This window comes from Nostoc sp. TCL26-01 (assembly GCF_013393945.1).
In the GTDB taxonomy this organism is placed as follows: Bacteria; Cyanobacteriota; Cyanobacteriia; order Cyanobacteriales; family Nostocaceae; genus Trichormus.
The window spans coordinates 1-14,257 of record NZ_CP040300.1 but is presented as its reverse complement, the minus strand read 5'-3'; the positions used below and the strand labels follow the sequence as shown (position 1 = coordinate 14,257).

Below are 14,257 nucleotides of genomic sequence, written 5' to 3'. Positions count from 1 at the left end.
GTCAAGGTGCGTTACGGTGAATGAGGAATTTTGGCTTTTTCTCAGAGATTATCGCCACCTAACGCACCCTACAAGATCGAGCGATCGCACTACAGGCTGGAAAGTCCGCATCTCAGAGCTATACGAATAGGATTTTTAGGTTGAACATCAGGTGGTATGAGAGGTGGTAACTTGTTAGGAATAAACATCTTTGTTTTAACAAGAATTTTTGAAATAGCACCAAATGTAACAACAGGAAAAGCACCTAAAATAAATCCTTCTGCAAAAGCAATAATAACAGACTTTTTAGTAAAAGTTTCCAAGGAAAACTCATCTATAACAGCTTCACATATAACAGTTGGTGCTGCTGTTATAACACCAGAAATAGTACCACTCAATAAAGCGTATTCTAAGATTGAAAGTTCTCCACTCGGATCAATAAAATTGATAGGATTATCATTGCTGTATAAATAATCTTGCAAGCTTATTGGTGCAAAAAGAAAGCCCTCAAAAGGATCAGTCGAAACAAATCTTCCATTTATCTGATCATAATACCTAGCACGTAAATAATATCCATCTACTGTTTTATCAAACTGCTCACCTGCAAACAGATAGTTATTTGTGTCATTCTCAAATTTATGGATTAATTGTCCATAAGCATCATAGAAATATTCATTGGTAGTCACTCCATTAACGTCCGTTAATTGGCGCGTACTTCTCAACCCATCAACCTGATAGTAAATGCGCTCATTGCCTCGCTCTTGAGAAATCAAATCCCATCCATGTACATAAGACGCATCAACCGCGCCATTAGCTTTATATTCCTCAATTACCTGAGCATATTGCTGTTGATTATTATCAATTAAAAAGCGAGTTTCTTCACCATCAGTTTTAATCGCTACTCGAATACCTTCATGATCATATTCAAACTCTACTCGCCCCGTTACGCCATTCTCTGTAGTTTCAACAGCAACTAATTCCCCTTTGGCATTCCATTGATAAGTTGCTTTGGTGACTCCATTTTCAATCTTAGCTGTGAGATTACCCTGTTTATCATATTTGTAACCAGTAACATCACTGCCGAGGATTTCTTTGAACAGTCGGTCATTGGCATCATAATTATAAGTAGTTTTTCCTTCAACGGAATCGACTTTCTCTAAACGATTACCAACGGGGTCAAATTTGTATGTAACTGTCTTATTACCCGCAACTGCATCAGTGATTTTCTCTTGAGTTAAACGGTAGAGTTTATCATAGGCATATTCCACAATTCGCCCGTTATTTTCTTCTACTTTTGTCCGATTCCCCACTGCATCCAAGGTGTAGAGATAGCTGGAAATAACGCCTGTTTGATTGCGGTTTTCTAGATAGGTGAGACGGTTGAGAGTGTTATAGGTTTGGGTTTCAGTGACTCTGTTGGGGAATTCAGTTTTAATTAAATTACCCACAGCATCGTAAGTATAGCGAGTTACACCTTTATCAGGATCTATGACCGTGGCTAGGCGGTTTAGGGGGTCATAAGTGTAAGTGGTTGTACCAGAAGGCACAATTACAGAGGTAATGTTACTTGCTAAATCGTAGGTGTAGCTGATTTGGCGACTATCGGGTTCAGTGCGGGAGAGGAGGCGATCTCTTTGATCATAACTGTAACTTGTCACACCTCGATTATCGGTGACAGTAGCTAATTCTCCGGTGAGGGTGTAAGCGAAGGTTTCTGTAGGTGTTCCATCAGAGTAGGATCTCTGAATCAGGCGATTACGCGCATCATATCCATAGGTTGTGGTTGCACCATTAAAGTCGGTGGTGCGGATTAAGTTACCGATGGTGTTGTGAATTGTCTCATTGCGCTGTCCGTCAGGCAAAATCATTGCCTTGCGACGACGCAAGCTATCGTATTCAAACTTGGTAACGTGACCATTAGCGTCTTTCTGTTCTACTAAGTTACCAACAGCATCATATTTATATTCAGTGCGTTGATTTATTGCATCAATTACCGCCTTTAACCGTCCCAAGCCATCATATTCATAACTGGTAGTATTGCCAGCTTGATCGGTTTCAGCAATGACTCTACCTAGTGCATCATAAGTCGTGCTTTGCTTTGATCCATCAACATATTTAGTCTCTAACAGGCGACCAATGGCATCATAAGTATAGTCTGTCTCATGTCCAAAAGCATCGATCATCGAAATCTGCCGTCCCGCCGCATCATAGATATATTTGGTTTCGTAACGCAAAGCATTGCGAACAATGAGTTGGCGACCTGCTTTATCATATACAAACTCGGTACGGTTGCCTAATTCGTCAATTTCGGCAATCACACGCCCTGCTTTGTCGTATTCAGTCTTAGTTCTGGGGTTATTGCTTAAATCGTTGGGTGTAGCATCGGGATAAATTACTTCTATCCGTCGCCCCAGTTTATCGTAGACATAATGTGTTTTGCGTCCTGCTTCGTCGATGCTGGCAATTAAGCGGTCTGCTTTATCATACTCACTCTTGGTTCTGGGATTATCGCTTAAATCATTGGGTGTAGCATCGGGGAAGATAGTTTCTATCAGTAATCCCCGGTCATTATAACGGTATTCAGTACGATGTCCTAGTGCGTCAATTTCTGCGATTTTCTCACCCGCAGCATTGTATTCGGTTTTGGTAATACCCCGCGCACATCCACAACTGCTACCTTCAGGATCGGCTTTACCAATTAAGCGACCTTGATCATCATAGGTATAGTTTGTAATGTTTCCTAATGCGTCGGTGGTACTAGTAACTCTGCCGTTACCATCGTAGGTAAAGATAGTTTTAGCATCAGTCGGGTCAATTAATTGAGTCAGATTACCGTATTTGTTGTAAGCAAAGGTAGTCTGTTTACCAGTTGGGTCAATTACAGAGGTGAGATTACCTTGACCATCATACTTGTAAGTCGTAACCTTACCCAACCCATCCTTACGACTAAGCAGATTATCTCCCGTATCATAGGTGTAGGTGGTGGTATTGCCTAACGGGTCAGTTTCTGTAAGGAGTTTGTTATTAGCGTTGTAGGTATAGCGTTTAACATTACCTTCGCCATCAGTTTCCGTCAGTTTATTACCGCGACTGTCGTAAGTGTAAGCTTTGGTATGACCTTCGGGGTCAGTTTCACTCAAGACGTTGTTATTGTTGTCAAAGGTGCGTTTAGTAATCCCGCCTAGTGCATCAACTTCTTGAACAACATTACCCCGGACATCAAACACGCGAGTTAAACTATTGCCTAACGGGTCTTTAATAGTTTGAGAAGATGCACCATTTGCATAACTGAGATCCAAAGCATTACCTTCAGCATCAATTAGCCGAACCATCCGCCCTTGGCTATCATACTCAGTTCGAGTTCCTTTGCGTCCTAGAGGGTCTGTAATTTCTCGGAGATAGTGCGGTAGTTGAGTATCGTAAGTAAATAGAGTTGGGTTGTTGGTAAAGTCTGTAAACTTGATCAGGTCGCCTTTGGCATCATAGCCATATTTCACAGATTTACCAGTCGGATCGATAATCTCTGTAATCCGTCCTTGGGCATCCCGCTTGAAGGTGATAGATTGACCAGTGGAACTGAAAATTCCCGCATCAGTGTAAGTTAGCTTGTTACTATTGCGGTCAGTAACATCCAAAAGTCCCTTGTACTGGTCATAGTGGTAGGTAGTTCCATCTCTAGTAATGAGACGATACTGCGAGGGGTTGTAAGTAAAGCCAGAAAACAGATACAGTCCCGTAGAACCATTACTACGGACTGTTAAAGGTGTATAGTCTACTTCCAACTTGTCATAAACACCTGCATCTGGTGTAAAGTTGGGCTTGTAACGCACACCCAGTAACCCAGCAGCATCAGGTATGGGATTAAAGGTAAAACCAACACGACGACCATCAGGTGTAGTTAAAGTGACGCGAGTACCAACTGTAAAGGAGTTACCGCCGAAGAAATCATCGCGGCTTAAATCCACACCAGTCGAAGAAGCTTCTTGAATTTGGGCATCTTGGAAACCTAAACTCCAGCCGTAACCAAAGTCACCAGAGAATTTTGCATCTAGACTATCGTAACGACGCTGAATTTCAATCGGGATACCCGTTAATGGAATAGATAAATCTGTAAATGTTAAAGCAAAACGTCCAGGTTTATTTTCACTAGAAACACTCAGAACTACGCCTTGACTATTAATCAGTCCGTTGACATCTCGTGCAATGACTCGGAAAAAGTAACTGTCATTGCGGAGAACAGTCGGGTCAATTTGACCGAGAACTGCATTCACTTTATTGCTGTCACCTTGAGCAATGGTGATATAGTCAGGGTCAAAATCCCCAAGATTATTCAAGTCAATCAGACTAACTGGGGCATACTCTACCCGATAAAATTCCAAATTATCATCAGTGACAGTGCCGACAAGATCCGTCAAGCTGGTGATGAGTCCGCCAGTTGCCTGGAATCTAGCTGTATCAATAATGACGACTGGTGCTTGATTATCTGTGGGAGCAAATACACGCACTTGCAGAGATTTTGTGCCAATATTACCTGCTGCATCCTTCGCTTGTGCCAGGATGTCAAAGACACCAGATTGATTGAGTGTAACCGTAGCTGTTTGGATATTCCCCGCAATAAATTGACCGGGATTGAGTACCAAAGGCGAACTGTTGAAGGTGAGGTTGAGGGATTCCACACCCACATTATCAGTAGCACTTACCTGAAGTTTTAGGGTATCGCCAGGTTTAAATAAATTGCCGTTATTACCTAAATTAATTATTGGTGCTTGTGTGTCAGTGGTGACAGTTAAATCAAAAGCTTGAGTAGCAACACCACCGCGTCCGTCTTCAACTTTAATGGCAATGGGATACTTGCCTAAGTTATTCGGCTTCCAGTCGAGACGACCAAAGGTATCAAGAGTAATTCCCTGCGGCGCATTAACTAAGGTGTAGGTGAGGCGATCGCCATTAGCATCTGTGGCTTGGATATCATAGCGATAGTCTTGCCCTTGAGTAATATTTGTAACTGGCGTAGAGATAATGACTGGCGCATTATTGGCAGCAACTTGCACTTTAAAAGATTGAATTGCCCGTCCACCTGCTGCATCCGTTGCTACCACTATGACCGGGAATTCTCCTTGTAGGGCAGATGTAGTTTGCCACTTAATCAACCCCGTTTGTGAGTCAATGGTCATCCCTTCAGGTTTATTTTGTAGCGAATAGGCGATCGCTGTACCTTCCGGATCAGTCGCATCTACGTCATACTGGTACTCTACCCCTGGCGTAACTCCCACCACAGGTTTTGAGGTAATTGTCGGTAACAGATTCGGTGCTTTGTCTAATACCTGTAGCCTGAAAGTCTGAATATTAACTCCACCTTGACCATCATTGACCAAGATTTCAATTTTCTGTTCACCTAATTTGCTTGGTGTCCATTGAATTAATCCAGTCTTAGCATCAATAGTCATCCCCACAGGAGGATTATTAATTAGGCTGTAGGTGAGGGGGTCATTTTCTGGGTCGGTGGCTTTAACTTGATAGGTGTAAACCTTATTTAAAACCCCGATAGTTGGCGGAGTAGAAATAATTGTTGGTGGTAAGTTAGCACCTCTAACGGTAATGGTAAATTTCTGCTGAGTTAATCCACCTTGACCATCAAAAGCTTCAACAATCACCTCAGTGTTACCGATTTGGTCAACTCTCGGTGTCCAGCGTAATTTACCAGAGAGGGAGTCAATAGACATCCCTTGAGGTGCTTGGTTCAAATTGAGGACAACCGGATCGCCATCGGGGTCGCTGGTGACGATATTGTATTGATACTGCCGGTTAGCTGTGGCAACGAGAGGTGCTTTTGAGTCGATGCTAGGTGCTTGATTGCTGTTTTGGCTAGTAACGTTAATCGTGAATGTCTGCGTGACAGGAGTACCACGACCATCTGAGACTTTGAGGGTAACGGAATTAGCACCAAATTGGGCGGCGGTAGGTGTCCAACGGACTATCCCTTCCCTATCTACAGTCATGCCTGTGGGTGCATTGTCAAGGCTGAAGGTGATGGGGTCGCCATCTGGGTCAGTGACTTCGGCAATGTAGTAATAGTCACTGCCAAGGCGGATGCGATCGCGTGGGGTGGAGGTGATAATTGGTAAAGAATTTGATGAACTAGCACTTTTATCAATGATGTAGAGAGAGAAAAGAAATTCATCTTCAAGCTTGCCATCGCTGACAACAATTTGAAATTGCTGTTCTCCTAGTTGAGACTGATTAGGAGTCCAATTAAATAATCCTGTGTCTGGATTGAATGTGGCTTCTGCTGCTCCTGATTTTATCGTGTAGGAAAGGCGATCGCCTTCCGCATCTTGAGCTTTAAATCGGTATTGAAAAGGTGTTCCAACAACAACGGTATTAATGACAGGAGAGGCTGTTTTAACGGTTAAACCTGATAAGGCAATTCGCTGAAAACTCGTTGCACCATTATCATTGAGGCGAATGCGCTCAAGCTTTTCATCACGGAAGTCATCTGGTAGTAGAACAGTTTGTTTATCTAGACGATCTGGCGTATTATAGTCACCGATAGGAAGATTAACAACTTCTACAGTAGTCGTTCCATTAATGTTGTTTGTCCAAACCCACTGGTTATAGTCTCGAATATCAACATTGCCAATTAGGTTTTTCTGATAGTAAGCTCCATCTGAACCAAAGAACTCTAGGGAAGTATAACTATTCGGCCCTGATTGTCCCCAAAATGTATTTAGTAGGGTATGAAGTTCAGTAATCCCAAATAAATCGACATTAATATCTAAAGAACGTGGGTTAGTTCCAGTGGGAGCATCCACTTTTGGCAGAAAGACTCAAATAGCTAATAAACCATTGAGATAAGCACAACGAATAGAGAGGATGTGATTAACACTATCAACATTCCACTGTGCGCCAGAAATTTTAATCCTCGCACCAATTTGTTTAATAGCAGATTCAACTGCGCCAGAACCAATAGAACAAAGTTGTTCAGCCTGGTAATAGGCATAATTGACAAGACGAGAGCGATGTTTTTCAAGATAAGCAATGAAGTTCTTCGCTTGTTTACCTCGGCAATGAAGAAATAAAGCTTGAGTTTCTTCTATCTGACCTTGCCATAACAGCGTTTCAGCAGCTTTAAGCCGTTTTAAAGAACCACCAACTTTATAGAGATTTTCTTTGAGGTGATACCAATCCAAGATTTCCCAACGCTCAAAATTTTCTGTTTTACCAAACTCTTTGACTAGATTCCACACGCCATCATGACCATCCCCCAAGCACACTAACGGGTTAACCAGACGTTGGCTATTGACATAATCAACTAATGATTGGTTGTCATCAAAAAACGCACCATAGTAAATCCCTTGCAGACGAACGGTTTTATAGTCTCGCCAGTAACAGCCTGCTTTCGGTTTACCTCTGAGTCGGACTTTTCCTCCATCTACACTGACTTCTGAAACTGCTTGTTTTGCAAATGGTAGTTGAAAATCTTGTGACAGCACTAATTTTTGTTGCGTTGAGTGACCCACTTTGACTCCTGTCAATGCCTCAACTTCAATTTCTGCTTTTTGGTATGATTCGTTAGCTGACAGCCTTAAACAACACTTTTGAAGTAATGGACTTAACCGGGTTCTTGGCTTCAAACCCAGTTTCTGTAACTGTTTGGCTTTAAGAGTCAGTTCCCCCACTAAGCTTTTAATTTTCCTGGTTTTACCTACTTTTGTTCCAGTTTTTTGTTCGATAAAAAAAGGGCTATTTCTGGACTGACTAGTTCTAATATTTGACTCCGAACTGTTTTTTCTATACTTTCGAGGTCTGTCAGCTTACTTTTATCTGCTTCTTCATACAGTAGTGTTGACAATTCTTGTAAACAGGCTTTGATTCTTTCTTGTTTATCCTGGTTCATGGTAAGTCATCCACACTGTTTTATCTGTTGTTATATTCTCCCAGAACCTGTATATCTTCCAAAAGTGGATGCTCCCGTTCCAGTAGCATAAAAACTATGCCAAATATTGTTGCCATCTGTGGGAATATTGAAGGGAATGCCACCTAAAGTTAAATTATCTCCCTTGGGATATTGAGCATTAATCTGTTGTAAATTCCAGTTGTATTTAAAGCTGATCGGAAGATAATCTAAGCTAGAAGGTAAATTAACAAATACTGGAGCCGTGTTACTTGCAGCAACCGTTATTGGGAATGGTTGCAGAGCAATTCCTCCAAACCCATCTTGAACTCTCAATATGACATCGTAAGTTCCCGTCTGTTTGTTAGTGGGTTGCCAGATGAGAATTCCCGTAGTTGGATCTACTGCCATTCCTTCTGGTTTTACAGGTAGGTCGAAAGTGAGGCGATCGCCATCTGGATCTGTGGCTTTGACATCGTAGCGTAGGAGTTCTCCGACTGAGGCGATCGTTGGGGCTGCACTGGTAAATACTGGCGGTTTATTTGGTGTCGTTTCTCCAGTTTTTTGATTACCAAAATTGATGTTTTCAACGACTTCTCCTGCTTTTAAATTAACTGTATAAAAGTCAGGTTGTATGCCCACACCAGGAAAGGTCTGTTGATAACCACGGGGAATTACTTCTCTCACAATATAGTTTCCTGGGTTTAATCCAGTGAACTTGTATTGTCCTGTTTCATCGATATTTAAAGTATTCGGGTTATCAGATGTTGTTATTTGAGTTGGTTCATTTGAGTCTAAGAACTCATTATTATTTAAATCCAGATAAACATTGACACCTGCTAGTCCAGGTTCAATGAAATTATTTTTAGTACCAGTGATTCTGACATCATAGCCTGTACCACCTCCGTGATCTTCACGTAAAACTTGAATATAGTTTTTACCAGGAGCTAAATCACCTAAATCAAGCTGGTACTCACCAAGAATTGAAAAACCACTTGCTGTTGCACCTAATTTATATTGACCATTAACCCAAACAAAAATTCCATTGTCTACGCCAAAACTGGCTTTTACATCACTAATTCCTGCATTGCCACCATCAATTTCGTAGATAATAGCAGTTTCATCATTAACTGTCCAAGTTCCAGGGATTGATTGCAGACCACTCCAAGAACCATTACTAATAGCATTACCAGGGTTAGAGAGCCAACTCCCTAAGTTATTTACAGAACTAATATTTGGTGCTGTTGGAAAACTAAGTGTTGGGTCTCCTGTTGAGTTATTAGGCCCAGGAAAGTTAGCTGTCAAAGGATTATTAGGATTACCCGGATATAAATCACCTAACTTATTGTTATAGTAGCCTTGAGAAGAGTTATTAACTAGTTCTACAACAGGAGTGGTACTAACATCTCTAACTCCATTTCCATTAATATCATCCCATACAGTGCCAAGAATTTCATCCGCAGCAGTATTCAATGTTTCAACAAAAAAGTTTTGAGTATCAACCCCACCTCGTTTATCTTCTACTTGAACTGTAAATTCATACTTTCCAGGCTGTAACGATTGGGGATACCATAATAACTTGCCTGTTTGTTGATCAATCAGCGCACCTTCTGGGGCTTTTATTAGAGAATAATTTAAATAATCTTCATCAGGATCAACAGCTTTTACTTCATATTGATACGGAGATATACCTGTTGTTGCTAAAGGAAAGTTAAGTGTAAAAACTAGATCATTAAAATCTCTGTCGCCTCCATTAGCTAAATCTTCCCATGCAAATTGTGTCGTTCCTTTAACTCGGTCTATTATAGCGATTAAATGGTCAAATTTATTGTCTGGATTAGCTTGAGAAAAAGAGAAAAACGCTAATGGTTCTGTAGTAATTAGATTGTTGGGATTGAGAGAAACGAAGTTTGCAGTGGTATTATCTGCAATAATATAGAATCCATATAAACTACCAGCCTCTAAATTAATCTCTGTTTTCGCCCCAGCTTGCTGATTATTTCTAAATATAACCTGATAGTTATTTGAAGCTAGAGCTTTTTGTGAATATCCAGCATCATCAGGCAGTAAATTTCCTACCTGACCTTGAGCATTTAGTACCTTATAAATGCCAAATTCATTACGAAAACCGTCTCCGAAACCAAGTCCGCCAAAAATCCACTCAAAAGTTCCTTTGACTTGATTTCCAATCACGCCAGGAACTAAGAAAACTTGATCATTTTGAGAACCAGATACGGTTCCACTCAACAATAACTCTCTCGGAGGTTCACTGATAATTACAGGCGCATGATTTCCGTTTTCTGGTTGGGTCAAAATATTAAAAGTCTGTTCTGTTGAACCTCCTTTATCATCCTGAACCCTTAAAGTAACTTCTATTTCCCCGACTTGATTTGCAGGAGGTTTCCAAGTAATTAATCCCGTCTGTGTATCTATTAGCATTCCTTGGGGATTTTTTGCCAAAGAATAAGCCAAAGTATCACCATCTGGGTCAGTAGCAACTACCTGATACTTGTATTGCTGATTGACATTAGCATCAACAATAGGAGTAGATATAATCAGTGGTGAACGATTAGGTGGAGGTGTCATCACACCCAACACAAAATCCTGCTGGTCAACCCCACCCCTACCATCTGCAACTTGCACAGTTACGCTATAGTTCCCAACCGCACTAGCCGCAGGTGTCCAACTAATTTTACCTGTAGCTCTCTCAATTACCATCCCTTCAGGAGCTACTAACAATGAATAAGTTAGTATGTCCTTGTTGGCATCTTCCGCTTTAGCCTCATAAATATAAGGCTTACCGACCAGTGCTTCTACATCAGGGTCACTAACAAACTTAGGTGCGATATTTAACTGCCCTAAGAACACTAGTTCATAATCAAATTGCACCTGTTGGGGATGGAAGAAACTGATAGTCCGAGCTAGTGTCTGTTCGTTGGAGTCGAGGCTGCCATCAGCGACTAAATTGCTCAAATTGAAGAATGGCAACCCTTCAGGTGTGATTCCATCTGCTCCCACTACCTGCACAGATGGGTCACTCAAAGATTTTATGCCTACAACTAAGGGGGCATCAACTATATAAGTACCTACATTCTTAACTGCAATATCAGCATATAAAAGCTTAGTATCTTCATTAAATGATGTCCGCCGATATTCAGGGGTGAAACTACTGCTAACATCTGACAGTAGTTGAAAATTAATCTGTGAGTTAGCTGCTGCTATACTCACCTCTGGAGTGACGGCAACAGGTGTAATTCCTGCTGCTGGTGAGATTTGGATGTTACTTAAGCGGACTGTCGTATTTGTATCACTATCATTATTGACTAACCGGAAAATTACCTTTGCTGTTCCTGGTGCTAATCCTGCCAAATTCACCTTGACTGTCTGACCTTCTATAGTCGCGCCAGCAGCTAAAGCTACACCTTGACTCTCAGTGATATTCAAGAAAGCATCTCGATTAGCTTTAATGGTATGTACCAAAGAGTCACCCTGTGCATCCACTAAAGCAACTTCAAAAGCATCTTTGATACTATCTGGGTCTGTGGTATCAAAATTGAGGTCGCTATAAGTAAAGCTGAAAACTGATGTTGTCGCAGGGATAGTGATACTTTGCTCGTAATTCCTCAAGAAGAAGTTATCTTCTCGCAGCACAATTCCAGAGGAATTAACTGTCACATTTAAACTGTTAGTAGCAGTTAAAGCACCACCACTACCGCTATTACCCAAATCATTTACCGTGACGGTAATTGTATCGTTACCACTAAAACTGGGATTACCACGATAAATTAAACCCGTTAGTGCTTGGTTAATTGCAGTGAGAGTGCCAGTGAAAGTTAGACTACCGTCAGTATTACCATCGCCTGTGATAAAAGTAAGCTCAGTAGTTTGAACAAGAGTTAATACCCCCTGATTTGCAGCCACAGTTACCTGTAACTTTCCACTACCAGCATCGACATCGCTGATGCTGATGCCATTAATGATTAAATTGGTGTTCTCTGCAACGGATTGAGATTGAGGAAGAGCGATCGCCGGTGCTTCATTGACATTGGTAATATTAATATCAAAGGCTTTGTCAAAGAATAACCCACCAGCATCGGTGGTTCTCACACGAACACTATAAGCAGATTTAGCCTCAAAATTTGGAGATTGCTTAATTTGCAGTTTATTATTAGCGATCGCAAATGCAGCGTTATCTGCATCACCATTACCGGAAATTAAGCTGTAGCTATGAGTATCGCTTATATCTGGGTCTGTACTGCTGAATGTACCAATGATACTGTTAGCTAGGATATTTTCAGCGATCGCACTATTACTAATCTTCAAAGCAGTCGGTGCTTCGTTAACATTGGTAATGCTGATACTAAAAGCTTTATCAAAAAATAACCCACCAGCATCTTGAGTTCTTACCCGCACACTATATGCAGACTTAGTTTCAAAGTCTGGAGATTGTTTAATTCTCAGTTCATTACCAACGATCGCAAATGCAGCATTATCTGTATCGCCTGCACCAGTTACAAGGCTGTAAATATGAGTATCACCAACATCAGGATCAGTTGTGGTGAATGTCCCAATGAGACTATTCGCTAAAACATTCTCTGCACTACTTGCAGGATTCAGATTGAGATTTGTCGGTGCGGCGTTGACTGGTTGAATCAAGCGTTGGAATGTTTGACTAAACGTTCCTTGATTCCCTGCTAAATCTGTAGCTAATACAGTAAATAAATTACTTCCTGGAATCAGTGAGATATTAGCAAAAGTAAACTGTCCTAAATTATTGCTAGTGCTGCTAACTCCTATTTGTTGCAAGGACACAGCTAAATTCGCTTCTGTTGTCCCTAGCAAATTGACTTTCTCAAACTTCGTTTGCAAATCCCCTACTGGAGCAGAATCAAAGTTAGGGTCGAGTTGCAAGTTTAAAACTGGTGCAGTTGTGTCTAGAACAAAATTGAAGCTGTAGACACTAGAGATATTACCCTGATTATCTGTAGCTTGCAGTTTTAATGTGTATGCACCATCATTAAGAGTACCACCGTTAATTTGTCTTAACCGTGCAGAGGTCAAACTAAAACTGCCATCTGATTGTAGGGTATCGAAAATATTTGCTGTGACTGGCTGATTATTTAACCCAGCTTTTAAACTTACCAGACTGCTGGTTGTGGTGACTTTACCCTGAATTGTCGAGTCAAAGGTGAGGCGATCGCTTTCACTTACCCCTGTATCATTGACTAAACTAGCTTGGATTTGTGGTGGTTCTCCTGGGTTGGGAATGAAGTGATTGGGGTAGCTACTCAGGTCTGTTGGTGTGACTTTCTCTACATATATATATGGTCTAGCGGCTAGAGAACCTTTACCATCGCTATCTAAGAGAACGACTGTTCCACCTGTGTAATTACTGAATTGGATGTATCCATCAGCAATAGGATTAAATCCTTGATAGCCAAAACCACTCAATACTTGGCTGACATCAATAACATCCTGACGCAGTTCAAAATCTTTGATGGTATCGCCTGCATCCCTGATGTTTTGGTAAACGAATGTATCAGCACCCAATCCACCTGTAATTAAGTCTGCACCAGCACCAGCAATAATGCGATCGCTCAGTGCTGTACCTGTTAAAACATCACGTCCACTTGTACCAACAATTTCGTTAACCGATTGTTCTACCAGCAGGGTTTGACCATTAATTGTGACTATCTTGTGGTCATCTTCTGCTTTAATAGCTTGTAGTTGTGCTGGTGTTAATTCAATGCCATCAACTAGGGCTGCAAATAACTCTCCTTCATCTCCAGGAGTGTCAATGGGATTTAATTGTGAATCTAGATAATGTCCAATTTCTTCAGTCAGGACTTTAGCGATCACAGTTGTAGGATTCTGTGCTACAAATTCCTGTGCTAGATAAATTGTATTTGTCTGCTGACTAAAAGCACCTTGGGCTTGTAGTTCCTCACCTGTGACAACTTCTATGGCAGGTAAGTTGTGACCCTGAGCTAGATCAGTAATAATTGCGGTAGCTGTTTCTGCTTCCCACTCTGAGCCAAAGGCAAGTTGCAAGCTGTCAAGATAATTTGGCTGTTGCAGAAAATCACCAAAGGATTTACCCACTTGTAAAAGTGAGATATTGACAGCCTCTGCACTCACTACTGGTGATGCTCCCACCAGAGTATCTACTAGCGGATGTAACCCAGATAAAGGAGAGTTAACAGTGAAAGTCGATGATAGGGTGGTGGGCGCAAATATCGGAATATCGAGTTTTTCGACCCCCAGTAGACTAGAAGGCAGTCTTCCCAATTGCTCAGGTGACGGAAATAGATATTGATCCAAAAGTGGATATTGAGAATTGAGGTAGGAGTTACCTTGGTCAAAAATATTAAATCCGATATCCAT

3 protein-coding genes are annotated in these 14,257 nt (G+C 41.3%); all 3 read right to left on the bottom strand.

The genetic code is table 11. The features are described from left to right. Nucleotides 1-89: 89 nt before the first annotated feature. Nucleotides 90-6,791, bottom strand: coding sequence for a putative Ig domain-containing protein (locus FD725_RS30810; RefSeq protein WP_256872041.1), 6,702 nt, complete (start codon nt 6,789-6,791; stop codon nt 90-92). Between the two features lie 15 nt (nt 6,792-6,806). Then, nucleotides 6,807-7,876 (bottom strand): ISKra4 family transposase gene (locus tag FD725_RS30805; RefSeq protein ID WP_179047673.1). Its coding sequence is split into 2 segments (ribosomal slippage): nt 6,807-7,720 and nt 7,720-7,876, totalling 1,071 coding nucleotides; the frame shifts between segments, so codons are not numbered across the junction. 30 nt (nt 7,877-7,906) lie between these two features. Beyond that, nucleotides 7,907-14,257, bottom strand: a complete 6,351-nt coding sequence (locus tag FD725_RS32205) for a putative Ig domain-containing protein (protein WP_218653202.1) — start codon at nt 14,255-14,257, stop codon at nt 7,907-7,909.

Bases quoted from the DNA above. Each gene is read 5' to 3' on its own strand.
- FD725_RS32205 (WP_218653202.1), bottom strand. From the start codon at position 14,257: ATGGATATCGGATTTAATATTTTTGACCAAGGTAACTCCTACCTCAAT.